Origin of the sequence: Mesorhizobium sp. M0751 (assembly GCF_040320265.1) — a bacterium.
Lineage (GTDB): Bacteria > Pseudomonadota > Alphaproteobacteria > Rhizobiales > Rhizobiaceae > Mesorhizobium.
Map to the genome: position 1 here is coordinate 24,839 of NZ_JAMYPH010000018.1, position 23,485 is coordinate 48,323.

Here is a 23,485-nt window from a genome sequence, read left to right on the forward strand (position 1 = left end):
TTTTGGCATAGGCGATCACGATTGGACGCGCAGCTCTTGCGGGTCGTGCCCTACGAGAGGATAATTCCGTGACGGACGCATTCTCTGGGCGACAAACCCGGATGCCCGCCCCGGCGGTTGGACGCCGTGCTCCGCGGCACCGGAGGGAGGTGTGCCATGACAACTTACATCGTGCTGATCAACTGGACGGAGCAAGGCGCCAAAAATGTGCGCGAGTCGCCGAAGCGGCTCGATGCCGCCAAGAAACTGCTGGGCGACATGGGCGGGTCCTTCAAGGCATTTTATCTCACCATGGGGGATTGCGACATGGTGGCCGTGCTCGAAGCGCCCGACGATGCCGTCCTGGCTCGCTTCTCGCTGATGCTGGCGGCGGGCGGAAACGTCAGGACGCGGACGCTCAAGGCTTTCCCGGAGGATGCCTATCGCGAGATCATCACCTCGCTCGGGTAAGTTGCGCTCCAGGCCTGGCCGGCCATTTCGCGGGTTTCGTGTTGCGTTGCGGCGCAATGGCGTTTGCCGAATAGTCGGTGCGCGTCCCTCTGGTGCCGTTTCGAAACATGAGCAAGCCGCTGCTGACCGTCTGGTATAATACGCGCTGTCCGGTCTGTGATGCCGGTATCAGCCGGCAGAAGCGGCGGCTGATCGAGGCGGTCAAGGCCGGGCGGATCGAATTTCGCGACATCAATGCCGAACCGGCGGCACTGGCCGGATACGGCATCGGGCTGGAGGATATCCGGCGCCGGCTGCATGCGACGGATGCGAGCCGCAATCTGCTGGCCGGCGCCGATGTCGCCATTGCCGTTTGGCGGGCGACGCCCGGCGAAGGCTGGCTGGCGACGCTGTTCGGCAATCCCGCCGCACTGCCGTTGACACGCTATGCCTATAATCGTTTCGCCGATCTGCTCTATGCCTGGAACCGGCGCAAGGGCCGCTGGTAACAGTGTGGCAAAGGCCCGGAGATTGTTTCCAAGCCTTCGCATGGCCGGCTATCGAGCCACAGGCTCGAAAACCCAGCTAACGATGCGGCGCACCGCCGGCAGCACCAGCAGCAGCGTCGGAGGCAGCTTGCTACGCGGAGTTGCCTTCGGCCCGTCGCGCGCTTCCTAGCCCCTTGCCGGCGAAAATCAAACCTGCCGGGCGCTATCTTCAGATACATCGTAAGATATATCTTGACTCGGTCGCTATGGGTATCTAGTTGAGATATATCGTAAGGCATAACTCAAGGAGCAGACAATGCACAAAGGCAACCATTTCGGGCATCATCGTTTTGGCGAGCACGCCGAACGTGTTTTCATGCATATGGCCGGCAAGTTCGGTGGGCGCGGCGGCTTCGGCCCGTTCGGGCATGGCATGAGAGGCGGCGGACGCGGCGGACCGGGCGACATGTTCCGCGCCGGGCGCATGCTGGCCGACGGCGACCTCAAGCTGATTACGCTGTCGCTGCTGGCCGAGGCGCCGCGGCACGGATACGATATCATCAAGGCGCTGGAGGAGCGCACCAGCGGCGTCTACAGCCCGAGCCCCGGCGTGGTCTATCCGACGCTGACCTTCCTGGAAGAGGCCGGCTACGCCGTTTCTGCGGCGGAAGGCAACAAGAAGGTGTTTTCGATCACCGAGGCAGGGCAGGCGCACCTCAACGAAAATCGCGAGATGATCGACCACGTGCTCGACCATCTCGAGCGCTTCGGCCGCAAGATGGCTAAGGCGCGCGACTGGTTCGGCTGGAACGATGACGGCGACGGTGGCCGGCGCGGCCGCGGCCGCTCGGAAAAGCGCGACGAGTTTCGCGCCGTGCGCCACCGGCTGCGCGCCGCGCTCGGCGAAATCGTCGATGCGCCTGAAGCAAAGCAGGCCGAGGCAATCAGCATATTGGAAGCTGCCGCGGAGGCCTTGGAAGCGTTGTCGCGCGACTGACCTCTGGCTGCCAAGCCAGCTGCGGCCCTTGCCCGCTCGGCCAAGGACCGGTACTGAAAATCATCCTGCACCGCGCTATGTGATGCAGGATGATTGCCGTTGGAGGATACCCCATGTCTTTTCTGAAGCGTCTTTTCGGCGGAGGCAACGAAGCCGCCGAGCCAAAGACAGCGGCGCCGGCAAAGCAGATCGAGCACAAGGGATTTTTGATCAGCGCCACTCCCTACAAGGCGGAGGGCCAGTACCAGACCTGCGGCGTAGTTTCTAAGGAGATCGACGGCGTGATGAAGGAGCACAAATTCATCCGCGCCGACCGCTTCGCCGGGCTTGATGACGCTGTCGACATCTCAATCAAAAAGGGCATCCAGCTGGTCGATGAGCAAGGCGAGAAGATCTTCGGGTAGATCGGCTACTACAGCCTTGGGTCGATTGGCTCGCTTTCCAACGCCAGCACGGCGAAGACACACTCGTGAACCCGGCGAAGCGGCTGCCTGGCGACAAATCGCGTTAGCGCTTCGTGACCAAGCGCGAATTCTCTGAGCGCCAGGCTGCGCTTGCCGGCCAGGCCGCGTTCTCGGAGGCGGAAGAGATTGTCGGGCGCGTCATATTCGGGACCATAGATGATGCGCAAATATTCCGGGCCGCGGACCTTCAGCGCCGGCTGGATGAGCCCCTTCTTGCCACGGCTGACGAAGTCGCGTGGTTTGACCACCATGCCTTCGCCGCCCGAGCCAGTCAGTGCTTCCCACCAGGCGACGGCCTCGGCACACGCGCTGCCGTTGGCCAGATCAACCATACGCCATGGAGTCGGCGTGACCACGCCGCCACGGGCAGCCAGACGGTCCGCGAGCGACATGTGCCAGACATGGTCCTGGTCAAACCAGACACGGCCCTCGCTGGCCAGCAGGTGGAAAGGCGCGGCCTTAAGGTCCTCGACGCCCGAAACTGGCCATACGTAGGGCGCCCAGGCGGTGGCGTATTTGGCTGCGCGGGCGGCACGGTCTTCAAGGCGTGCGTTCAGGCCGGCTGCATCGACGCCGCGCGCCATCGCACGGGCCAGCGCCTCACGGCTGGCTTTGAATCCGGCGGCAGAAGATATCGCCACCGGCGCATATTGGCTTTCGATCAGACTGCCGGCCTTGGCCGACCAAGGCATTATCTCGGCGTCCAGCAGCAGCCAGTCGCTGTTCAATTCTTTCCACAGGTCCGCCGCGTCGACCTCGGTGCGAAGACGGGCGAGCAGGTCCTCCGTCATGGCACTGTCGTTGAAAAAGGAGCGTCCGGTGCGGGTCCAGATTGCGCCGGTTTCGCCGCCCGGGATCCCGAAGCGGCTGCGTGCCGCCTGCGCGTTCCGGCAGAGCGCGATCACTGCCCGCGAACCCATGTGCTTCTCCTCGCACACGACCTGGGCAACGCCACGCTCGCGGAAATAAGCGAAGGCATCCTCCGGACGTTCCAGCCAGCCGTCCTGGCTGCTGGTCTCGGACGGCGACATGGTCGGCGGCAGATAGACCAGCCATTGCGGCGAGAGCGCGAAGCGGCTCATCACCTCCAGTGCTGCCGACGCGTTCTCCTCGGCCACGACAATCCGGCCCCTCAGTCCGGTCTCGATCCAACGGCGCCCGGAGACGTCCTGATAATCGAGCACGCCGTCGGCGTCGGCCTGCGCCGATTTGTCCTGACCGAGCCCGCCCAGCGGACGTATCGGCTCCGACCAGGTCTGGATTGCCGGCACCTCGACCAGTTCGCCTTCCGGCCAGCGCAAGGCCGTCAGCTTGCCGCCGAATACGCATCCGGTGTCGATGCACAGGGTGTTGTTGACCCATTCGGCCGATAGCGTAGGCGTATGTCCATAGATAATGGCCGTCTTGCCACGATAGGCCGCAGCCCAGTCGGCGCGGACGGGCAGCCCGAACTCGTCGGTCTCGCCTGTGGTCTCGCCGTACAGAGCGAACTCGCGCACGGCGCCGGAACCGCGTCCGATCATCTCTTCCTTGAGGCCGGCATGGGCGACGGCGAGACCTCCGCTATCGAGCCAGACATGGCTGCGCAGGCCGTCGAGAAAGGCCGGCAGCGCCTCGCGCAGGCCTCGGTCCTGTGCACTTAGCTGATCGATAGTCTGCTGGAGGCCGTGGGCGACCGTGACCTTGCGGCCTTCTAGCCAGCGGCTGAGTTTGCGTTCATGGTTGCCCTGGACACAGTAAGCCGTTCCAGCCGCGACCATGCTCATGGCGATGCGCAGTACGTCGGGCGAGTTGGGGCCGCGATCGACGAGGTCGCCGACAAAGACGATCTTGCGGCCCTCTGGTGGAACCACGGTGACCGTTCGGTCGCCCTGATGCTCAGACCAGACGATGCTGTAGCCCAATCGAGCGAGCAGGATATGAAGCTCATCCAAACAGCCGTGGATGTCGCCAATGATATCAAACGGGCCATGGTCGTCGCGCTTATCGGTCCACAGCGGCTGTCGCGACACCTCGGCCGCGTCGATGCTGGCCTCGCTGGTAAGCTTCCAGACCTGGCGGAAGCCCTCGCGTTGCAGGCCGCCAAGACCTTTGCGGATCTCGGTTGTCATGCGCTGGGCGACCCCGGCGCCAAACGGCCGGTCGGCTCGCACCGCATTGCGGGCGACGCACACCTCGACGCCTGGATCGAGGACCACGGCGACGGGCAAAGCGTGCCACTTGCGCGCCAGTTCAATCCAGGCCTTGCGGTCGGCGGCTCGCACATTGGTGGCGTCGATGACGGCCAGCCTGCGGTGTTTAAGCCGCTTGCCGGCTATCTCGCGAACCAGATCGAAGGCATCCGCAGAGACATCCTGGTCGGTTTCGTCGTCGGAGATCAGCGCCCGGCACTGGTCCGAGGAGATGATCTCGGTCGCCAGGAAATGCTTGGCGGCGAAAGTCGACTTGCCCGATCCGGTCGAGCCGATCAGCACGACGAGGGCGAAGTCAGGAATGGTGAGGTTGGTCTTGTCGGGTTCTCTCATCGAGTGAACACCGCCATCTGTGTGGGGGCGCCGAGGGTCGGGTCCTCGGCTCCGATACCGCTGAAGGTGGCCGAATAGCCATAGATCTCGCCGATTTTGGCCGCCCAGGCTTGGAACTGAGCCCGGCTCCATTCGAAACGGTGATCGGGATGGCGAAATGCGCCGGGGTCCAGTCTTGGAAACAGAGCGTTGTAGTCCGCATTCGGAGTGGTCACGATGACGGATTTGGGCGCCGTCTCACCGAAAACGATGCGTTCGACCAGGGGCAGCCTGTCCTCGTCGAGATGCTCGATGACCTCGACCAGAACGGCGACGTCGGCTGCGGCCCAACGGCTGTCCCGGTAGGTCAGCGATCCATGCAGCAGCGTGACCCGGCCCTCGGGTGGCCCGCCTAATTCGTTCAGCTTGAGACGCTTTGCAGCCCATTCCAGTTCGCGTGCCGCCGGATCCAGCCCGAACAGCTTATGCACCCATCGCTCGCGCACGAGCCGACCGAGCAGCTTGCCTTCGCCGCATCCCAAATCTGCAATCGAGGTTGACCCCGTCGCCTGAATGGCCTGGACCACAGCTTCCATGCGCAGATCGTTGAGCCGGATCGGCGTCTCCAGCACTTCCTCGGGTGTAACGCGCAGCTCGGCAGGTTGTGCCTCGCCAGCCGTCTCGGGAGCCAGCCGCTCCAGGGCGATGCGGGCCAAAGCCCTGCGATTGCCAAGATAGCGGCGCACGATCAGGTCTTTGGCCGGTTGGTTTTCCAGCCACCCCTCTCCCTTGGACAGCAGCTTGTCGATCTCAGCTTCGCCGACCCAGTAGTGCTTGGCATCGTCCATCACCGGGATCAGCACATAGAGGTGATTCAACAAGGCGCTGAGCCGGCCGGTGCCGGTCAGCTTCAGATGGCCATATCGGGGCTCGCCTGCAGCACCCCCGACTCCTTCGATTGGCGTCAGATCGACTGTCCAGCCCAAGGATTCGAACCGCTGTCGGCTAGTTCCTGGCGCTCCTTCGATATACCGGTCCTCGCCGTCCGCAGCATTTTGTTCAGCGCCACCGACAGGAAGGATGATGCAGCGTAAGGCCGGTCGTTCACATATTGGTCGAGCAAGCCTTCTGCCTGGCCTTTGCCTCGCACCAGTCCCACCGGGTCGACGTCGAGCAGGAGTGCAGCCTCGCAACGCTCTTCGGTTGCCTCGGGATAGAACAGCCACGCCTTGCCGAAAGACAGGTCGGTCTCGTGCAGACGATCCGGATGCTTGTGCAGCAAGAAACCGAGATCGGTGGCCGGACGGTGCGTTGTGGCAACAGACAGGAACATCCGCGACCGATAGCGCAGACAAGCGGAATAACCAATGGCGGTTGTGTGGCCCACCACAAGCTGTCGCTAACGAAAAACAAGGGCAGGCGCCGGGCGCCTGCCCTTGTACAATTCAGACGATGCTGACGCTTTACGCCGCGGTGGCAACGCGCTCGGCATCACCGGTCGCGGCCACAATGGCGTCGACCTTGGCCGAGGCCCTGGCCAGCGCTGCTGCCACCGCATCGGCGCCCATCCCGACTCCTTCGATGCGGATGACCTCGACATCGGTCATGCCGAGGAAGCCGAGCACGCTGCGCAGGTAGGGAATGGCGTGATCGAACTGCACGGCCGCACCTTCGGAATAGATGCCGCCCGAAGCCAGCACGACATAGACCTTTTTGCCGGTGACGAGGCCCTTAGGGCCGTTCTCGCCATAGGCAAAGCTCCTGCCGGAACGGGCGACGTGATCGACCCAGGACTTCAGCGTCGAGGAGATGTTGAAGTTGATGAAGCCGGTGGCGAGAATCACCGTATCGGCGGCGAATAGTTCATCCAGCACGACATCGGAAACGCCAACGACTTCAGCCTGGCGCTGGGTGCGCGCTTCGGCCGGCGTGTAGATGCCAGTCGCATAATCGGCATCGATGTGCGGCAACGGATTGGCGACGAGGTCGCGCACGACAAGCGTGTTCGACGGATCGGCGGCAACAAGCTTTTCAGCGAATTCCGTAGCAATACGGGTCGAGTGTGAGGCCGCGCCGCGCGGGCTGGATGTGACAAGAAGGATGGACATAATGGGGTCTCCAGGTTGGATCAAAATCTCCCGGCAAATATGTGTGCGCAGACCCATTTGAAAAACTGGTATATTTTGTATATTATCCATCTAAATTGTGGATTGAACGATGCAACCGAACCCGACGCTTGACCAACTGCAGATACTGGTTGCGGTGGCCGAGACCGGCAGCTTCTCGGCCGCCGGGCGCAAATTGAACCGCGCGCAATCGGTGATCAGCTACGCCATCGCCAATCTCGAAGCGCAGCTCGGGCTGAAGCTGTTCGAGCGCGAGGGCACGCGTGAACCGCAACTGACCGATGTCGGCAAGGCGACGCTGGAAGATGCGCGGCGTATGGTCGGCGTGCTGCAACGCATCCGCTCGCGTGTCGACGGATACCGGCAGGGATTGGAGGCCGAAGTTACGCTGTCGGTCGACGTGACGCTACCGTCGCCGGTGCTGGTTCGGGTGCTAAAGGCATTCGAGGCGCAGTTCCCGGCCGTGACGCTGCGTCTGCATATCGGCTCGCTTGGCCTGATCCTCGATCATGTTGTCGGCGGACAGGCCGATCTCGGCATCGGGGGGCTTCTGGGTGAGACGGACGTTAATCTGCTTCGCATCGGCTTCATCTCCCTGGTGCCAGCCGCAGCGCCTGATCACCCGCTCGCGCTGCTGCCGAGACCAGTGGCGCTAGAGGATGTCCGCGAACATATCCAACTGGTCGTCTCGGATCAGTCCGAGCGTACGCGCGGGCGTGACTATGGCGTCTTCGCCTACCGCACCTGGCGGCTGACCGATGTGCGCACCAAGCACGTGCTGATGCGCGAAGGGCTGGGCTGGGGCGGGCTGCCGCGATGGCTGATTGCCGATGATCTGGCGAACGGCCGGCTCGTCGAACTCGATCTCGAGCCTTACAGCGAAGTCCGCTCGCCGCTCTATGCCATGCACCGCGCCGATCGCAGCCCAAAACCGGCGGCCGCCTGGCTGATCGACCAGTTCAAGCGCCAGCTCGGCTGCTTCAACGAGTTCGAGCCGGGTGAGGTGCCTGCGGAGGAGCCGGAGACAGGCCGTCGATCAGCGCCATGAGAACGGCGCGATGGTCCTCGATCGATGCTCCAGCTTCAATGGCGAGTGCTGCGCGGTCGAAGGCGGCGGCGAGCAAAGCGGTCAGTGCTTCTACAGGCAGTCTCGTCATGGAATGCGAGCGCATCGCGGCAACAAGGCCCTCGCGCAGCGAACGGTTGCCATGGCGGTTGTCAATCGCATCCATGGCGGCGCGGCCGAGCACGGCCGGGCCATCAAGCAGCAAGAGCCGCGTACGGCCGGGCACACGCATGGCAGCCAGATAGGCATCCGAGCCGGCAATCAGCGCATCGCGGGCAAATAACGAAGGCGGCGACGCGCGTTCGATCTCTTCCGAGACGGCTTGCGCCTCCTGTTCGACCACAGCGGCAAACAACGCCTGCTTGTCGGCAAAGTGATGATAGAGCGCGCCGCGCGTGACGCCGGCAGCGGCGACGATCTCGGGTGTGCCGGTCTCGGCATAGGATTTGTCGGTGAACAGTTTGCGAGCCGCGGCGATGAGCTCGGCGCGTGTCGCCTCGGTGCGATCACGGTTGGAGCGACGAGCGGATCCCTGTTGCATACATGCAGCCTGTATGTTAATACCATTTACATGCAGACTGTATGTTATTCGCCGGGAGAAGGAAAGATGAGGACGACGAGCTATTATCCGGTGCTGATGACGAGCGACGTTGCCGGCACGGCAGCCTTTTATGTTGCGCATTTCGGCTTCAAGCCGCTGTTTGAGGCCGACTGGTACGTACATCTGCGCTCAGCCGTAGACCGCCGCGTCAACCTCGGCATCGTCCAGGGCGATCATGAGACGATCCCGGAGGAAGGGCGGGGCCGCACATCTGGCCTGCTGATCAATTTCGAGGTCAGGGATCCGGATGCCGTCTATGAACGGATCACCGCCGCTGGCCTGCCGATCCTGCGAACGCTGCGCGACGAACCCTTCGGCCAGCGCCATTTCATCACCAGGGATCCCAACGGCGTGCTGATCGACGTGATCAGGCCGATCCCGCCGAGCTCAGAATTCCTGGCGCAATATGCGCAGGGTGCTGCGGCGCGCTAACTCGCCCGCGCCAACGGCATCACCGTGACCTGCGTAATGCCGGAGCGGCGCACCACGGTGCACAGTGTCTCGCGGCTGATGCGCTCGGCGTCGAGCATGCGCACCAGATCGTCGACGCCGGTGACCGGGCGGCCGTCGATGGCGGCAATAATGTCGCCTTCCCTGAGGCCAGCTTTGGCTGCCGGGCTGTTCTTTTCGACGGTGCGCAGGCGCACCGCCGTGCTGCTCGATACTTGCGACAAAAGGGCTGCGCGGCGCGGCAGGTTGGTGGTGTCGGCGGAAACGCCGATGAAGGCACGGCGCACGCGGCCGAAACGGATGATTTCCGAGATGACGAAATTGGCCGTGTTGGAGGCAACCGCGAAAGCGATGCCTTGCGCACCATGGATCATCGCGGTGTTAACGCCGATCACCTCGCCGGCCGAGGACACCAGCGGTCCGCCGGAATTGCCAGGGTTGAGCGCGGCGTCGGTCTGGATGACGTCGTCGATGAGCCGGCCGGTGGAGGCACGCATCGAGCGGCCGAGTGCCGAGACGACGCCAGTGGTGACGGTCCATTCGAAGCCGAGCGGATTGCCGATGGCAATTGCAATCTGGCCGCGCCTCAAACGCTTGGAATCGCCAAGCGGCGCAACGTCGGCAAAGTTGCCGTCGGCGCGCACCAGCGCAATGTCGGTGTCGGGATCGCGGCCCAGCACGCGGCCTTCCCTGGAGGCGCCGTCCGGCATTGACACGCGCACGCTGCGCGCATCGCCGACGACGTGGAAGTTGGTGACGACCAGCCCGTCCTGCGCGATGACGAAGCCGGAGCCATGGCCGCCCGGGCCACCGATGCGCTCGATGCGGCAGACGGCGGGCCCGATGCGGTCGACGGCATCGGCGACCGTCGCCGAATAGGCATCGAGAAGGCTATCGTCATATTGCAATTGCTGGGCGGGCAGGGCCATCTGAGGGCTCCGTTTTGAACAAGATGAACAATGCCTATATGTGCGGAGCTGCCGGACCGGCCGCGACCTGACCAGATGGCCAGTCAAATGCCCAACTAGCCGTCAGGCGAGTATCCGCCAACGCCCTGCCGGGCGATATCTGGGTCACGAAGAACCCAGGAGACAAATCATGAGCGATTTCAATCTGAGCACGTTTTCCGACGCCATTGCCGACATCGCGGCAGCCACGGCACCAGCGACGGCCAGCTTCGCGACGCACCACCGGACGTCAACTGCTTTCCACTGGCGGGACGGCTATTTCGTCACTGCCGAGGAGGCGGTCGAGGCCGGCGAGGAGATCGAGCTGACGTTTTCTTCGGGCGAAGTCGTCAAGGCGGAACTGGTCGGCCGCGACCCGTCCACCGGCACGGCCGTTTTGAAACCGGCCGGCGCGCCGAGCGCCCCGTCACTGATAAAGGCGGATGCGGTGCGGCCGGGCAACCTGGCAGTCGTAGCGGGCAATAGCGACGGCACCTCGCTCGCTACCTTCGGCACGGTCGGCGAGGTCGGCCCGGCTTGGCGTTCGATGCGCGGCGGCACCATCGACCGGCGCATCAATCTTGCCGTCAATGCCGGCGGCCGTTTCGAGGGCGGCCCTGTACTCGACGCCAAGGGCGGACTGATCGGCATGCTGCTGTTCGGGCCACGCCGGCGGGCGCTGGTCATGCCTTACGAAACGATCGAACGGGCAGTCACGACGCTGCGCGAGAAGGGTCATGTGGCGCGTGGCTATCTTGGCGCCGGCCTGCATCCGGTCCGCAATGGTGATACACAGGGCGCCATGGTGATGAGCCTCGACGATAACGGGCCGGCGAAGGCAGCCGGTCTCAGCCTCGGCGACATTATCGTGTCGTGGAACGCAGAGACGGTGCATGGCCCGCGCGAGCTGATCCGCAAGCTCGGGCCGGACAGCGCCGGTGCCTTGGTGACACTCGGCGTGGTGCGCGGCGGCGAGAATCGCGAGGTTTCCCTGACCATCGGTGAAAAGCCACTGAGCTGAGGGATAGATGGTAAGCGGTGAGGTCGCTGGCAGACGGCTGACAGTGCTGATCGCGCTCGGTGACGCCGAGCGCGCACGAAGTCTGTCCGCGGCTCTCGCCGCGACCGATGATCTGCGGCCGGTTCTGGCGGGCGAAGTCGACGGGCGTGAGGCGGCGGATGTCGCCATCGTCGATGATCATGGGGTACAAGACAGTCTCTTCGACGCGGCTATGCCTCGGGTGCTGCTATCGTCGCGAGCGGCCCGGGAGCTGCCGGCCGATACAGTGTTTGCCGTGCTGCCGGTGCAAGCGGACGAGTTGCTGATCGCCGCGGCCGCGCGGCTGGCGGCGGCGGGCTACCGGATTTCGCGCGACAGCCATGCTCTATCCGAACGGCATCACGATTTGACCTTCCATGACAGCGACCGGTTCGAAGACGAACCGACCGACGAGCAAATCGTTCGGCCGACGCTTTCGCCGCGCGAAAGCGAGGTGCTGGCGCTGCTGACAGAAGGCGCGCCCAACAAGGTTATTGCGCGCCGGCTGAACATCTCCGTGCACACGGCGAAGTTCCACGTCGCTGCGATCCTGACGAAGCTCGGTGCCGCCAACCGCACCGATGCGATCGCCATCGCCATGCGGCAGGGCTTGGTGCTGGTTTAGCTCGGATTGTCTCAAGGCCGACGCAGCGTAACCCGCATCCGGTGTGTTGGGCCTTGCGCGGCGGTTCTCAGCCGCGCAAGGATCGTGTTTTTCATGTTGCAGGGAGGCGCAAGGATGTCGCTCAAGGGAAAGACGCTTTTCATCTCCGGCGGGTCGCGCGGCATCGGGCTGGCGATTGCGCTGCGCGCCGCGCGCGACGGCGCCAATGTGACGATCGCGGCCAAGACCGCCGAGCCGCATCCGAAGCTGCCCGGGACGATATACACGGCGGCGCAAGAGATCGAGCAGGCCGGCGGCAAGGCGCTGCCGGTGTTGTGCGACATCCGGGATGAAGCACAGGTCGCCGAAGCCGTCGCCAAGACCGTGGAGAGGTTCGGCGGCATCGATATCTGCATCAACAACGCCAGCGCCATCCAACTCACCGGCACGCTGGAGACTGATATGAAGCGCTACGATCTGATGCACCAGATCAACACGCGCGGCACTTTTCTCGTCTCCAAAGTGTGCATTCCGCACTTGAGGTTGGCGGAAAATCCTCACATCTTGAATCTGGCACCGCCGCTCGACATGAAGGCCAAATGGTTCAAGAACCATGTCGCCTATACGATGGCTAAGTTCGGCATGTCGATGTGCACGCTGGGGATGAGCGCCGAGTTTGCCAGGGATGGCATCGCGGTCAATTCGCTATGGCCGATCTCAACCATCGACACGGCGGCGGTGCGCAACCTCCTGGGCGGAGCGACGGTGGCGGCGATGAGCCGTTCGCCCGACATCATGGCCGATGCCGCACACGCTATCCTGGTCAGGCCCTCGCGCGAGGCAACCGGCAATTTCTACATCGACGAAGAAGTGCTGCGTGCGGAGGGCGTCAGCGATTTCTCGGCTTATGCGCCGGGTGCGACAGGCCCGCTCGCCGGTGACTTTTTTGTGCCGGACGAGGTGTTCGGCCGGACGGATACCAAAATCAAAGCTATCTACTGACGGAAAGTATCTCGCTACAGAGGCATCTCTTAAAAGACCGGCATAGACGCGTACTCACTCCCCGGTTTTCTTTGCTTTGCCCAGGCCCATCAGCCGGTCGATATAAGCAAGCATGAATGCCGAGGCGACGAAGGCCAAGTGGATGATGGTCAGCCACGTCAACTGGTCGGTCGTATAGGAAACCGAGTTCAGGAACACCTGCAAGAGGTGGATCGAGGAGATCGCTACGATTGTCGAGGCGACCTTGACCTTCAGCGAGCCGACATCGATCGTGCCCAGCCAATGCACCTTGCCGTCATTTTCATCGAAGCGGCTGACGAAGTTTTCGTAGCCCGAGATGATCACCATCACCACCAGTGAGGCGACCAGCGCGGCATCGATGAGGCCGAGCATTTTCAGGATGGTGTCGGTGTCATCGAGCGTGAAGGCGACGGGAACGAACTCGAACAGCTTCTTGCCGAAGGACACGGCATAGATGGCAAGCGCCGCGCCCAGTCCGAGATAGAAGGCGACCAGCAGCCAGCGCGAGGCGAGAATGATCGATTCGATGGCAAGTTCGAGGCGCTTCATGCGGCGATTCGGGCTCCGTTGTCGGAGTGCCGTATTTCGGGCAGGCTGCGGCGGTTTGCAAGGTTGCAAAAAAACGAAACCCCGCCGGGGAGGGGAACCGGCGGGGCTCGTGTGTCCCGCTGGAGTCGGGACAGGGCAGGGAACGCCCTGTCCAGAATCTGGGATTGGTAACCACACGTTTCAAGATTGATGACCGCGCGATTCAATAGTTGATCAAACCGCGCGGTTCACATTCCGGTTTATTGGGCGCTGGCCACCGGCGCCACCAGCGGGGTAATCCGGCGGATGGCGACGCGGCGGTTCTCGCGGTTGGGTCCCGACGTGTTGACCTTGAGATACTCCTCGCCATAGCCCTGCGTCGTCAGGTTCTCCGGCGGGATGCCAAACGCGTTGGTCAAGGCTTCGGCGACCGCCTCGGCGCGGCGGTCGGACAGAGCAAGGTTCGCTTCCGGTGTGCCGACAGCGTCGGTATGGCCCTCGATCAGGAAGCTCTCGGCCGGGTTTTTCTTCAGCAGCTTGTCCATGGCGTTGGCAACACCCTCCAGCTTCTGGACTTCGGTGTCGGAAATCGAGGCCGAACCGAATTCGAAGTTGAGCGTGTCGAGGTCGATGCGGCGGGCGATGTCGCGCACGCGGGCCGAGCGCTTGACCTCGTCGATCGAATAGAGGCGCTGGACCCTCTCGACCGGCGGCCGTTCGAGGAAGGTGTAGTAGTCGTCCGGATCCTCGACCTCTTCGGAATCCAGAATGTATTCCTCCTGCGGGATGGTAAGGCGCATCGGCGGCAGGTCGTCGCCCGGGTCGCGCCAATCTGCATCATAGTCATAGTTCCGCTCGTCGACATAGCTCAGCACATATTCGCGGCCGTCGGGCGCGATGCGTGAACGCTGGATGACGTCGCCGTAGCGGTTGCGGATAGTGACGATCCGGACACCATTGTCACGCTCGACGATTTCCCGGGTGCGATCGCCCGACAGATCCTCATAATAGACATTCCTGGCGCCACGATGCATGCGCGGGGCATCGCTGCTTTCGACGAACGTCTGGTTGTTGAACTGGAGGATGACGCGGTCGCCGAATTCCCTGACGACGTTGGCACCCTGGGGACGCGGACGGCGGCGAACATCCTCGATGTCGGGCGCACGCTCGACACGCTTGCCCTTTTCCTCGGTCACCGGAACGATCTTTTCAGGCTTGATCGCCTGCTGGGCCGCCTTGTCGTCGGTAGGTGGCGGTCCCTCCTCGACCGGAGCCGGCTTCGGGGCTTCCACCTGGTTCTCGCCCTGCTGGGCGGGCTGGTTGCCCTGCTGCTTACCGGCATTTTGGCCGCGCTCCTTGCCACCCTTGCGCTTGCGCAAGACATCCTTCTGGCTGTCCAGAACAGGTGCCTCGTTCGGATTGGCCTGGGCTTCACCCTGGACCGGATTTTCACCCTGGACCGGCGCGGCCTGGCCAGTCGAAGGCTGTTCGCCGGTCGAGGGCTGTTGCTCTCCTGTCACCGGCTGTTCGCCGACAGGCCTCTTGCCACGTTTCTTGATCTTGTCCTGGGGCTGTTCGCCCTGGACGGGAGCGGCCTGCTGCTCGTTCGGAGCCGGTTGGGCCTGTGGGGTCGCTTCCTTATTGGTCGGCGCCGGCTGGCCTTCCGGCTCCGTGGCGGGTCCGGTCAATTCAGCAGGCTTCTTGCGCTTGCCCGGCTTTTGTCCCGGCTCGACAGTCGGAGCCTGTTCTGCCGGGGCGGCCTCGATCTGCTGGTTCTGTTTTTGCTTCTTCTTGCGCGGATTGACGTTGGGCTGGTTGTCGTTTGCCGGCGCTGCCTGCTCGGCCGGTTGTTCCGATGGGGCCGCTTCGATCAGCTGCTGATTGCGCCGCTTCTTGCGGGGCTGTTCGGTCTCGGCCGGAGCGATCTGCTCGGTGGGAGCAGATTCCGTTTGCTGCTGTTGGTTGCGCCGCTTCTTGCGGGGTTGCTCGGTCTCGGCCGGAGCGATCTGCTCGGCCGGAGCAGATTCCGTTTGCTGCTGTTGGTTGCGCCGCTTCTTGCGGGGTTGCTCGGTCTCGGCCGGAGCGATCTGCTCGGCCGGAGCGGATTCTGTTTGCTGCTGCTGATTGCGCCGCTTCTTGCGGGGTTGCTCGGTCTCGGCCGGAGCGATCTGCTCGGTGGGAGCGGATTCTGTTTGCTGCTGCTGATTGCGCCGCTTCTTGCGGGGTTGCTCGGACTCGGCTGGAGCCGCCTGCTCGGCCGGAGCGGATTCCGTTTGCTGCTGGTCGCGCTTCTTCTTTCTGGGCTGCTCTGCCTGCTGGCTTTGCGCGCAGGCCTCCGCCGACTCGCCCTCGGCGCAACTCGATTGCACTGGGATGAGCGGCGCTGCGGTGCGTTGCACGGGGCCGAACGCGGCATTGCCTTGCAGCGGGAACGCGCCTAACGGCGCGGACGCCATCAACAGGCCAAGCGCCGTGCCTGCCAGAATCCGTGGTTGGCGTTTCATCATAAACACTCCTTGTGGCGTCCCATCCCCGCCCAAACTTTCAGCAACCATGTTTGGTTCCTGTTTGTAGGTTCTAGCTGTGGCACAGGGCGATTGACCGGCGTTTTGAAGGCGACTTCATGTCATTCGTATGGTCCTGGCATATATTCCGGCGTATGGTCCCGGCGTATCGTTCGGACGAGGGTGCACGGTTGCCGTGCTTGACCTTGAAGCGTCCGAGGGCCACATGCCGACGATGGAAAAGCCGTTCTGGAAAACCAAGACGCTCGAGGCGATGACCCCGGCCGAGTGGGAATCACTCTGCGACGGCTGCGGCAAATGCTGCCTGTCCAAACTCGAAGACGAGGACACCGGAGAGATCTATTGGACCAGCGTCGGCTGCCGGCTGTTCGACGCTGGAAGCTGCCGCTGCTCCGACTATGCCAACCGGCTGGCGCGTGTTCCGGATTGCGTCGGGCTGACGCCGCAGAACGTGCGCACCATCAGCTGGCTGCCCAAGACCTGCGCTTACCGGCTGGTGGCCGAGGGCCGCGATCTCTATTGGTGGCACAGGCTGGTGTCGGGAAGCGACGAGACCGTGCACGAGGCCGGCATCTCGATGCGCGGCCGGGTCAGCGCCAGCGAGACCGACCTTGCCGAGCCGGACGACTATTTCGACCATATGCTCGCGGACGAGCCTTAGGATTTCCTCTGGTAACGAAGACCGGGACCATGGCAAACGGTACGCTCCCCATTTGCCCTGCATAGAACGGTTCCAGAAACGCAGAGACTAAACGGCTGGCCCATTCTTGCCGCATGAACGGCGGATGAATGGCCGGTTCGCAAAAAATTCAGACAGGCAGGTGCATTCTCCTCGCATCGGTTCGACGAAAACGGGTGGAAACCCTCAACAAGGAGAGAAGACAATGTTCAACACCATCAAGACGGCGGCTCTTTCGGCTCTTGTCGGCCTTGGCACGCTTGCTGCCATTCCCGCTCATGCTGACAGCATCTATCTCGGCTTCGGCAACAACCAGGATCCGCGCGTCGGCGTCTATACCGGCGACGAAGATGATGGTTACTATCGCGAACACCGCCGTCATGGCGGCTGGCGCCGGTCCTGTTCGCCGGAGCGTGCCATCGACAAGGCCGAACGCATGGGCCTGCACCGCGCCCGCATCATCGACATCAACCGCCGCACGGTCAAGGTTGCCGGCCGCCAGTATGGCGATCGCGTCGTGATCGTATTCGCCAACGAGCGCGGCTGTCCGATCATCTATCGCTAAGCCCGTCGGAGCTTTGCGGCCGGCGATCTTTCAGCCGGTAGAGTAGCGGAGTCCCTTTCCGCCAGAACGGAAGGGCGCGGCTCGAAAACCCCGGAGGATCGATCCTCCGGGGTTTTTCATGCGATCGACGGCTACTTCAGTTCGAAAGTCACCGTCACCTGCGCGGTGTAGGAATTTTCGCCCGCCTGTACGGGGACCGATGCGCCGGCGGCATCGAAAGCCTTGGCATTGATCGGCATCGGTGGCGGTGCGAAATTCTGGTCGGTGATTTCCAGGACCCGGCCGATGCTGACGCCCGCCGCTTCGGCCAGCGTCTTGGCCTTGGCCATCGCATTGGCGACGGCCTTCTTGCGGGCCTCGGTGACGGCTGCCGCCGGATCGTCGTTGGAGAAGGAAATGCCGCCGCCCTGGTTGACGCCGAGCGACACCGCCTTGTCGAGAATGTCGCCGGTCTTGTCGATGTCGCGGATGCGCACCGACAGCGTGTTGGTCACCTGATAGGCGACAAGCTCGGCCTCCTGGCTGCCGTCGGGCTTGTTGGTGTAGTTATACCGCGGGTTGATCTGGATGCCCGCGGTCTGCAGGTCGCGCTCCTTGATGCCGGACGATTTCATCGCAGCGATCACCGCGGCCATGGCGTCGTTATTGGCATCGAGCGCCGCACGTGCCGTTTTGGCTTCGCGCATGACGCTGAGCGTCAGCAGAGCCAGATCGGGTGCTATCGCCGCCTCGCCTTCACCGGTGACGACGATACGCGGCGGCGGTGGCGCATCGGCGGCGGCCGCGATCGCCGGAAATGCGATTGCGGCGGCAATCGCCAGGGGCAAAAAACGTCTGGTCATGAAATCTCCTCGATCTGCGATCCCAAGACAACCGAGTGTTGGCCGGCGTCCAATGGGCGACGTGCAATAGGTTATCAATATGGGCTGATTTGGGCGATCTCTGCCAGCCCCTTGGAACGTCTGCTCGGAAAGCCCCAGGGAAAGCCTTGTGCGGTTCAGGGAAAAACACTAATCCAGCGCCGTGGGGCCTGTAGCTCAATGGTTAGAGCCGGCGGCTCATAACCGCTTGGTTGGGGGTTCGAGTCCCTCCGGGCCCACCATTGGCTTTTGTGGCCGTTGATTTAATTGGATTTTTTTGCCATTTTTGTCCCACCTCTTTCAACCCCCTCAGAAAGTGGGACAATTTTGTTCTCTTTTCGATCGATAACCAGCAGGTATTTCGCCGCTCTCGCTACCTTCCGGCGACGCGCTTTCTTGATGTAGTGGTCGGGCTGCTGGTACGTAGTCCACCCATATATCGCCTTCAGCTGCTCGTGCGTCGCGCCGTTCTCAGCGGCGATCGTCGCGCCGGCCTTCCGAATTCCATGAGCACTGCAGTGCGGCAGCTCAGCTTGATCACACCACTGGCGCATCTTGTTGCCCAGACCGTTCTCCGAGAACGGGCGACCATACTCATTGACCAGGAAGGTCATCTGGTCGGAGGGCGTGTGCTCAAGTTCCGCCTCTAGTTCGGGCAGAAGCGGGAGCTCCACCAACACCGCATCCTTGTTACGACTGGTCTTCCCAGGCTTAATTCTGATCCACTTCTCCCACTGCTCGGTCTCCTCGTTGTAGACGAGCGTGATGTGCTGTCGACCGAAGATCGCGACGTCGGACAACCGCAGGCCAGTAAACATGAAGATCGAGAGCGCACGTCTGGCTGCGGTACCCAGCGGATGCCGCTTCTCATATTGAACGATCTCCGACACGTCCCATGGGTGCCAGCCGTCGCCGCTCTTTAGCCGTCTGATGCCGCGGGCGGGATTGGAGTCGACGCCCGGAATCTCTGTGTCCTTTGCCCACTCAAACATCGCGCTGATGGCTTTTACGATATTGTTTGCCGCGCCCAGGGCGTCGAGCCTGGTGTCCCTGATCTCCTTAACATGAGACCGTTTCATACCGGCGAATGGCAGAGATCCCTTGGTGGGATACTGAGGATCCGGGTCACCTTCGAGGGGATGAGGTAATTCGCATACGCGCTCCAGAATTGCTCGTCGGCGCGCCATAGTGTCTTGGGTGATTTCCGTGCCGCCCCGACGGTAATACTCCTGGCAAAGCCACAGTAACGTGCCTTTCTTCGCTGGCTCGGAAGGCTTGGGGAGGCGCCGGCAAATCTCGGGAAGAGTGCCGGGCCGAACATAAGAGACCTCGGCGCGTGCGCAGCGCAGTTCCTCGAGGAACTCGTCGCTGCCGGTCGGTTCACGGAGCCGGACCTTCTTCCGACCCGGTGCGCGAAAATAGTACCGATCATTGCCGTGGCGATCAGTGTCCTTCACTACGCCCTTAAGATCGATTTTCACGGGCTCATCCGTCATGTTCGTGGTTTTCGATCCCAAGGATTGTCTAGTGGCGGCGAATCTTCGTCAAGCTTTGGTGCTCCTCCGATTTGGCGGTGAGGGAGCTTTCGAAAGGCCAATACAAGTTCCTCGACGTCCCAAACAATGCGCCCCTTGCTCGGCATTCGTGGCTGCGGCATCCGGCCGTCCTGGACCATTTCATCAAAGGTCGTTGAGCTTACGCCGATGAACGTCGCAGCCTGCTCGCGATTGATTCCTACCGGCGGGAGCGAGGGCGGCAAGACGCTCGGGGTGCGTAGCATCGGTTTAGCGCGTTGAAAGCGCGTTTTTGACGCCTGCCTGTCTTCCTATGTACCTGTCCGAATATTGCAGACGCTCAATCATGTCCTAGCCCTGTGCTTGCAGGCTCACCCTAGGTCTCCAGACCTAGGATCGCTCAAGACACCGGACTCTTTTCCAGCCTTTGTGTACGATGATGGGTATCTTAATGCGCTCGAGGCCAAGAACTGAATGGTCGGCGACTTGGAAGGGCAAAATGACCGCGGAACCACGAATCTGAGTCAGAGGCGGAATCCAACTGAGGAAAGCATGGCTGTGTTTTCAGACGGTTATGACTCTCATGCATGCGTAACAACCAACAAGAATACAAACAAAATATTTCTGTGGATTACTTTCATTCCTCATGGAATGCGCGACTGATTTGGTCCGACAGCGGCTTCACAAAATAAGAAAGCGCCGTACGCTCGCCCGTCTGGATCATCGCTTCGGCCGGCATGCCGGGCACGAGCGTCAGGTCCTTGAGCTTCGTCAGTTCCGCATGCGGAACCGACAGACGCACCAGGTAATACGAAACGCCGTTTTTTTCGTCCGTCGCCAGATCGGCTGCGATCCGGCTGACATATCCGTTCAATACCGGCGTGGTCCTCAGATTGAAGGCTGACATCCGCAGCACGGCCTTGTGACCAAGCTGGATTTGGTCGATGTCCTTCGGGGTGATTCGTGCTTCAAGCGCAAGATCGTCGCCTTCCGGCACGATTAGCATAATCGGATCGGCGGGCGTGATCACTCCTCCGACCGTATGAACTGCGAGTTGTTGAATGGCGCCTGACTGCGGCGCGACAATATCGATCCGTCGCAGTTCCTGTTCAGCCGCCACCTTGCGCTCAACATACTCCCCAACCTGCGCCTGAACCTCTCTGAGCTCCTGGCCGACTTCCGTCTTGAAATCCGGATCGATCTGCAGGATCTGGAGGCGCGTTTCGGCTATGCGGGCTGCCGTCTGTGCCTGATGTGCAATCTTCTCACCGCGTTCGCCGCCGAAAGTGGCAACCTGCGTCTTCAGGCTGTTCAAGCGTTGGTCCGAGACAATGCCTTGGTCGCGCAGCCCACTCAGGGCAGCAATTTCCTTTTGGAGAATCTCGGTGCTTTTCTCAGAAGCGATTTCCTGCGCCTTGAGCCCCTCGATCTCGTGCTCATATTGAGTGATGCGTTCCGCTAGCTGCGCCTGCCTTCCGTCGCGGGATTGTCTGCGGAATTCGAACAGCCGCGTCTCGCCATGTACTGCCGAAGCTACGTCCGGAACATCTCTGCGGGCGAGCAGCCAGTCCGGGAAGGCGATCTCCGCCAGATCGTCACGCTCAGCTTCGAGTCGTGCCAGGTTGGCGGCCAGCTCATCGAGCCGCTTGGTGACTACAGCGAGAGTGGCGCGCGTCTGGGTGGCGTCGAGCCGCATGAGGATGTCGCCGGCTTTTACTTTATCACCTTCGCTCACCAGGATTTCTCCCACCACCCCGCCGGTCGGGTGCTGCACCTTCTTCACATAGGAATCGACGACAAAGTGTCCGGACGCGACAACCGCACCGGAGAGATTCGTGAAGGCCGCCCAGGCTCCGGCTCCTCCAACAAAGATCACGCTCGCCAGAAGGCCCGCCACCAGGTGCCGGCGAATGGAGCTGGAAACGTCATTATTCTGATGAATGCCGGCCACCGGGATCCTCCATGTCAGCGCGCTCTCCCACGTTATCCTGTGTAGACTCGATGGCCTTGACGCCAGCGCCTGGTGCCATCGCTGCCCTCTTCAAGACTTTGGAAAGCGCTTCATCACGCGCACCGAATGCTCGCTGCCGTCCACCTTCCATGACCAACACAAAATCCACGGCGCGGATGGCGCTCGGCCGATGGGCGACGACAACCGCAATGCCCTTGCGCCCGCGCACGGAGGCGATCGCCTTGACGACCGCAGCCTCGCCTTCCGCATCGAGATTGGCATTGGGTTCATCCAGCACAACAAGGAAAGGGTCTCGATAAAGAGCACGGGCAAGACCGATACGCTGGCGCTGCCCGGCGGAAAGTGCCGATCCGGCCTCACCAATCGGAGTTTCGTAGCCGTGCTCAAATCGGAGGATCAGTTCGTGCGTGCCCGCTGCTTTCGCCGCGGTGACAATAGCCTCAGGGTCAGGATTATCTTCAAAACGAGCGATGTTTTCGGCAATGGTGCCGTCGAACAGTTCAACACCTTGCGGCAAATAGCCGATATGACGGCCTAGCGCTTCCGGGTCCCATTGATCGAGGCTTGCGCTGTCGATGCGAACCTTTCCGGCGACCGGCGTCCATGCGCCGACGATGGCGCGCGAGAGTGTCGACTTGCCCGAACCCGATGCACCGATGATCCCGAGTGCGCTTCCCGCCTGAACGGCAAACGCAAGGCCGGTCACGGTCGGCTTCCTTTCGCCGGGCGGAACGATTGTCACGCCTTCGACGCGGAGTTCGCGTTCAGGTGCAGGCATTGGCATAACAGGAGCGGTTTCAGGAACCTTTCCCAGGAGGTCCTCCAGCCGCGCCCAACCCTGGCGCGCCATGAGGAAGGGTTTCCAGCTTGAAATGGCCAGATCGACCGGAGCCAGCGCACGCCCCATCATGATCGAACTGGCAATCATGACCCCGGCCGTAGCCTCCTGCCTGATGACAAGGTACGCGCCGACGGCAAGAATGGCCGATTGCAGCAGCACGCGCAACGACTTTGCAATGCCACCCAGCCCACCTGCCACGTCCCCAGCTTTCCGGTTGGCGGCCAGATACTCGGCATTGGCCTTGTGCCATCGGGCAGCGATCCGCTTTCCGAGACCGAGAGCTTGCACGACCTCGGCATTGCAACGCGCTGCTTGCAGTAGGCCATTGCGCACCATGTCGTGGGCAATGGTCTCGCGTATCGGCCGTTGCGAGAGAGTGTTGGTAAGAAGTGTCAGAGATGTGAGACCGATCGCCCCGATAAGTGCCGTCATGCCGATCCAGAAATGAAGGAGGAAGCAAATGGCAAGATAAAGCAGCATCCATGGCAGATCGAAGAACGCTGTCGGACCGTTTCCACCTAAGAATCCGCGAATATTGTCGAGGTCGCGAAGCGGCTGCAAGCCGTCGCCCGGCATGCGCGTTAAAAGCGGAAGGCGAACGATCGCATCGTAAACGCGTCCGGAAAACTGTTCATCGAAACGCTCGCCAATCCGCAGCAGCACGCGGGCGCGCAAAACGTCGAGCAGGCATTGGAACGCATAAAGCCCTGCAGCAAGCACGACGAGCCCCACTAGCGTCGATACGCTGCCACTTGCCAGAACGCGGTCGTAGACCTGAAGCATGAACAGCGGCGAGATCAGCGCAAGCACGTTGACCACGCCGCTGATCAACAGAATTCCCCAAATAGCGGAAGTCAAAGGGAAAGGTCTCAAAGCTGAATCCTTCAAGGAATGGTTACTCACGTAGGTCTCCGTGAGGATCTGGCGACCCAGCTCCCTATATTGCTCCCCGAGCGGCAACCGACTCGCTGATTCAGGATCAGTGCTCCCGCCGAATATGTTTGGCTTGGCATCTAATGGAGCGGGTCAACAACAACACCGTCCGGCTGAAGGTTTGGAAGGGCAACGTCATCGTGGCCGGCCGCAAGGGCCCGAACAGGCTTCCGCCTCCACGCGTTCAGGGAGATTTCGGTGTACGACCAGCGCGACGTGCAGGGCTTCGTCAAGCTGTACACGCTGCGACTGCTCCCGGGCGCCCCGGCCCATCGCAAGTAGCGGAGACGGAAAGCGCCCGCCCAGGGGGGCGGGGCGCTGTTCCGTATG

The 23,485-nt window shown here is 62.2% G+C and carries 22 protein-coding genes, 1 tRNA gene and 1 pseudogene; 13 read left to right on the plus strand and 11 right to left on the minus strand.

Annotated features, from left to right (window positions below):
- Positions 1 to 156 precede the first annotated feature (156 nt).
- From NKI19_RS24240 to NKI19_RS24255, 4 genes are all read left to right on the plus strand, one after another.
- Entirely contained in the window at positions 157 to 450 is a 294-nt protein-coding gene (locus NKI19_RS24240) for a GYD domain-containing protein (RefSeq protein WP_352566065.1), read from the plus strand.
- A 107-nt stretch (positions 451 to 557) separates the two neighbouring features.
- Complete coding sequence (locus NKI19_RS24245) at positions 558 to 938, plus strand: thiol-disulfide oxidoreductase DCC family protein (protein ID WP_352566063.1); 381 nt, start codon at positions 558 to 560, stop codon at positions 936 to 938.
- A 295-nt stretch (positions 939 to 1,233) separates the two neighbouring features.
- Complete coding sequence (locus NKI19_RS24250; protein WP_352566061.1) at positions 1,234 to 1,914, plus strand: PadR family transcriptional regulator; 681 nt, start codon at positions 1,234 to 1,236, stop codon at positions 1,912 to 1,914.
- A gap of 113 nt (positions 1,915 to 2,027) precedes the next feature.
- Positions 2,028 to 2,318 (plus strand): HlyU family transcriptional regulator, encoded by a 291-nt coding sequence (locus NKI19_RS24255; protein ID WP_023678291.1) that lies wholly within the window; start codon positions 2,028 to 2,030, stop codon positions 2,316 to 2,318.
- Between the two features lie 8 nt (positions 2,319 to 2,326).
- On the opposite strand, the gene NKI19_RS24260 is transcribed toward NKI19_RS24255, so the two are convergent.
- From NKI19_RS24260 to NKI19_RS24270, 3 genes and pseudogenes are all read right to left on the minus strand, one after another.
- The gene (locus NKI19_RS24260; RefSeq protein ID WP_352566060.1) at positions 2,327 to 4,903 is read right to left on the minus strand and encodes a polynucleotide kinase-phosphatase; all 2,577 of its coding nucleotides are present in this window, start codon (positions 4,901 to 4,903) and stop codon (positions 2,327 to 2,329) included.
- Positions 4,900 to 6,215, minus strand: a pseudogene (locus tag NKI19_RS24265) (3' terminal RNA ribose 2'-O-methyltransferase Hen1). The gene NKI19_RS24260 and the pseudogene NKI19_RS24265 overlap by 4 nt, the downstream one beginning before the upstream one ends.
- Positions 6,216 to 6,345: 130 nt before the next feature.
- Positions 6,346 to 6,990 carry an FMN-dependent NADH-azoreductase gene (locus NKI19_RS24270; protein ID WP_352566058.1) on the minus strand — a complete coding sequence of 215 codons (645 nt, stop codon included), beginning with the start codon at positions 6,988 to 6,990 and terminating at the stop codon, positions 6,346 to 6,348.
- A gap of 109 nt (positions 6,991 to 7,099) precedes the next feature.
- On the opposite strand from NKI19_RS24270, the gene NKI19_RS24275 reads away from it, so the two are divergent.
- The gene (locus NKI19_RS24275; RefSeq protein ID WP_352566056.1) at positions 7,100 to 8,056 is read left to right on the plus strand and encodes a LysR family transcriptional regulator; all 957 of its coding nucleotides are present in this window, start codon (positions 7,100 to 7,102) and stop codon (positions 8,054 to 8,056) included.
- Here the strand turns inward: NKI19_RS24275 and NKI19_RS24280 are convergent.
- Positions 7,989 to 8,615 carry a TetR/AcrR family transcriptional regulator gene (locus NKI19_RS24280; protein WP_352566054.1) on the minus strand — a complete coding sequence of 209 codons (627 nt, stop codon included), beginning with the start codon at positions 8,613 to 8,615 and terminating at the stop codon, positions 7,989 to 7,991. The genes NKI19_RS24275 and NKI19_RS24280 overlap by 68 nt on opposite strands.
- Before the next feature lie 66 nt (positions 8,616 to 8,681).
- Here NKI19_RS24280 and NKI19_RS24285 point away from each other — a divergent pair, with 66 nt between their 5' ends.
- The gene (locus NKI19_RS24285) at positions 8,682 to 9,107 is read left to right on the plus strand and encodes a VOC family protein (RefSeq protein ID WP_352566053.1); all 426 of its coding nucleotides are present in this window, start codon (positions 8,682 to 8,684) and stop codon (positions 9,105 to 9,107) included.
- Here NKI19_RS24285 and NKI19_RS24290 read toward each other — a convergent pair.
- Complete coding sequence (locus NKI19_RS24290) at positions 9,104 to 10,054, minus strand: S1C family serine protease (protein ID WP_352566051.1); 951 nt, start codon at positions 10,052 to 10,054, stop codon at positions 9,104 to 9,106. The genes NKI19_RS24285 and NKI19_RS24290 overlap by 4 nt on opposite strands.
- 169 nt (positions 10,055 to 10,223) lie before the next feature.
- On the opposite strand from NKI19_RS24290, the gene NKI19_RS24295 reads away from it, so the two are divergent.
- From NKI19_RS24295 to NKI19_RS24305, 3 genes are all read left to right on the plus strand, one after another.
- Entirely contained in the window at positions 10,224 to 11,093 is an 870-nt protein-coding gene (locus NKI19_RS24295) for a S1C family serine protease (protein WP_352566049.1), read from the plus strand.
- 7 nt (positions 11,094 to 11,100) lie between these two features.
- Positions 11,101 to 11,736 (plus strand): helix-turn-helix transcriptional regulator, encoded by a 636-nt coding sequence (locus tag NKI19_RS24300; RefSeq protein ID WP_352566048.1) that lies wholly within the window; start codon positions 11,101 to 11,103, stop codon positions 11,734 to 11,736.
- A gap of 114 nt (positions 11,737 to 11,850) precedes the next feature.
- Positions 11,851 to 12,717, plus strand: coding sequence for an SDR family oxidoreductase (locus NKI19_RS24305; RefSeq protein WP_352566047.1), 867 nt, complete (start codon positions 11,851 to 11,853; stop codon positions 12,715 to 12,717).
- Positions 12,718 to 12,771: 54 nt separating this feature from the next.
- On the opposite strand, the gene NKI19_RS24310 is transcribed toward NKI19_RS24305, so the two are convergent.
- Both NKI19_RS24310 and NKI19_RS24315 read right to left on the minus strand, forming a co-directional pair.
- Positions 12,772 to 13,287 carry a TIGR00645 family protein gene (locus tag NKI19_RS24310; protein ID WP_352491488.1) on the minus strand — a complete coding sequence of 172 codons (516 nt, stop codon included), beginning with the start codon at positions 13,285 to 13,287 and terminating at the stop codon, positions 12,772 to 12,774.
- 239 nt (positions 13,288 to 13,526) lie between these two features.
- Complete coding sequence (locus NKI19_RS24315; RefSeq protein ID WP_352875454.1) at positions 13,527 to 14,786, minus strand: OmpA family protein; 1,260 nt, start codon at positions 14,784 to 14,786, stop codon at positions 13,527 to 13,529.
- Here NKI19_RS24315 and NKI19_RS24320 point away from each other — a divergent pair.
- From NKI19_RS24320 to NKI19_RS24330, 3 genes are all read left to right on the plus strand, one after another.
- Positions 14,772 to 15,707 (plus strand): hypothetical protein, encoded by a 936-nt coding sequence (locus tag NKI19_RS24320; RefSeq protein WP_352951241.1) that lies wholly within the window; start codon positions 14,772 to 14,774, stop codon positions 15,705 to 15,707. The two genes, NKI19_RS24315 and NKI19_RS24320, sit on opposite strands and share 15 nt — an antisense overlap.
- Before the next feature lie 298 nt (positions 15,708 to 16,005).
- On the plus strand, positions 16,006 to 16,452 hold the full coding sequence (locus tag NKI19_RS24325; RefSeq protein WP_023678278.1) for a YcgN family cysteine cluster protein: 447 nt from the start codon (positions 16,006 to 16,008) through the stop codon (positions 16,450 to 16,452).
- 223 nt (positions 16,453 to 16,675) lie between these two features.
- Positions 16,676 to 17,035, plus strand: a complete 360-nt coding sequence (locus NKI19_RS24330) for a hypothetical protein (protein ID WP_023678277.1) — start codon at positions 16,676 to 16,678, stop codon at positions 17,033 to 17,035.
- A 131-nt stretch (positions 17,036 to 17,166) separates the two neighbouring features.
- Here the strand turns inward: NKI19_RS24330 and NKI19_RS24335 are convergent, their stop codons facing one another.
- Entirely contained in the window at positions 17,167 to 17,877 is a 711-nt protein-coding gene (locus NKI19_RS24335) for an SIMPL domain-containing protein (RefSeq protein WP_352491486.1), read from the minus strand.
- A 184-nt stretch (positions 17,878 to 18,061) separates the two neighbouring features.
- Between NKI19_RS24335 and NKI19_RS24340 the strand changes: the two genes are divergently transcribed.
- Positions 18,062 to 18,137, plus strand: a tRNA-Ile gene (locus tag NKI19_RS24340).
- 21 nt (positions 18,138 to 18,158) lie between these two features.
- On the opposite strand, the gene NKI19_RS24345 is transcribed toward NKI19_RS24340, so the two are convergent.
- The 3 genes from NKI19_RS24345 to NKI19_RS24355 all read right to left on the minus strand — a co-directional run bounded on the left by NKI19_RS24345 (position 18,159) and on the right by NKI19_RS24355 (position 23,110).
- Positions 18,159 to 19,376, minus strand: a complete 1,218-nt coding sequence (locus NKI19_RS24345) for a tyrosine-type recombinase/integrase (RefSeq protein WP_352566044.1) — start codon at positions 19,374 to 19,376, stop codon at positions 18,159 to 18,161.
- Between the two features lie 670 nt (positions 19,377 to 20,046).
- Positions 20,047 to 21,360, minus strand: coding sequence for an HlyD family type I secretion periplasmic adaptor subunit (locus NKI19_RS24350; protein WP_352566043.1), 1,314 nt, complete (start codon positions 21,358 to 21,360; stop codon positions 20,047 to 20,049).
- A complete protein-coding gene (locus NKI19_RS24355) occupies positions 21,338 to 23,110 on the minus strand; it encodes a type I secretion system permease/ATPase (protein ID WP_352566087.1) in 1,773 nt (590 codons plus the stop codon). Before NKI19_RS24355 ends, NKI19_RS24350 begins: the two co-directional genes overlap by 23 nt.
- Between the last annotated feature and the right edge of the window lie 375 nt (positions 23,111 to 23,485).

Bases quoted from the DNA above. Each gene is read 5' to 3' on its own strand.
- NKI19_RS24270 (WP_352566058.1), bottom strand. From the start codon at position 6,990: ATGTCCATCCTTCTTGTCACATCCAGCCCGCGCGGCGCGGCCTCACAC.
- NKI19_RS24330 (WP_023678277.1), top strand. From the start codon at position 16,676: ATGTTCAACACCATCAAGACGGCGGCTCTTTCGGCTCTTGTCGGCCTT.
- NKI19_RS24250 (WP_352566061.1), top strand. From the start codon at position 1,234: ATGCACAAAGGCAACCATTTCGGGCATCATCGTTTTGGCGAGCACGCC.
- NKI19_RS24300 (WP_352566048.1), top strand. From the start codon at position 11,101: ATGGTAAGCGGTGAGGTCGCTGGCAGACGGCTGACAGTGCTGATCGCG.
- NKI19_RS24275 (WP_352566056.1), top strand. From the start codon at position 7,100: ATGCAACCGAACCCGACGCTTGACCAACTGCAGATACTGGTTGCGGTG.
- NKI19_RS24285 (WP_352566053.1), top strand. From the start codon at position 8,682: ATGAGGACGACGAGCTATTATCCGGTGCTGATGACGAGCGACGTTGCC.
- NKI19_RS24240 (WP_352566065.1), top strand. From the start codon at position 157: ATGACAACTTACATCGTGCTGATCAACTGGACGGAGCAAGGCGCCAAA.
- NKI19_RS24335 (WP_352491486.1), bottom strand. From the start codon at position 17,877: ATGACCAGACGTTTTTTGCCCCTGGCGATTGCCGCCGCAATCGCATTT.
- NKI19_RS24325 (WP_023678278.1), top strand. From the start codon at position 16,006: ATGGAAAAGCCGTTCTGGAAAACCAAGACGCTCGAGGCGATGACCCCG.
- NKI19_RS24290 (WP_352566051.1), bottom strand. From the start codon at position 10,054: ATGGCCCTGCCCGCCCAGCAATTGCAATATGACGATAGCCTTCTCGAT.
- NKI19_RS24260 (WP_352566060.1), bottom strand. From the start codon at position 4,903: ATGAGAGAACCCGACAAGACCAACCTCACCATTCCTGACTTCGCCCTC.
- NKI19_RS24310 (WP_352491488.1), bottom strand. From the start codon at position 13,287: ATGAAGCGCCTCGAACTTGCCATCGAATCGATCATTCTCGCCTCGCGC.
- NKI19_RS24245 (WP_352566063.1), top strand. From the start codon at position 558: ATGAGCAAGCCGCTGCTGACCGTCTGGTATAATACGCGCTGTCCGGTC.
- NKI19_RS24255 (WP_023678291.1), top strand. From the start codon at position 2,028: ATGTCTTTTCTGAAGCGTCTTTTCGGCGGAGGCAACGAAGCCGCCGAG.
- NKI19_RS24305 (WP_352566047.1), top strand. From the start codon at position 11,851: ATGTCGCTCAAGGGAAAGACGCTTTTCATCTCCGGCGGGTCGCGCGGC.
- NKI19_RS24295 (WP_352566049.1), top strand. From the start codon at position 10,224: ATGAGCGATTTCAATCTGAGCACGTTTTCCGACGCCATTGCCGACATC.
- NKI19_RS24280 (WP_352566054.1), bottom strand. From the start codon at position 8,615: ATGCAACAGGGATCCGCTCGTCGCTCCAACCGTGATCGCACCGAGGCG.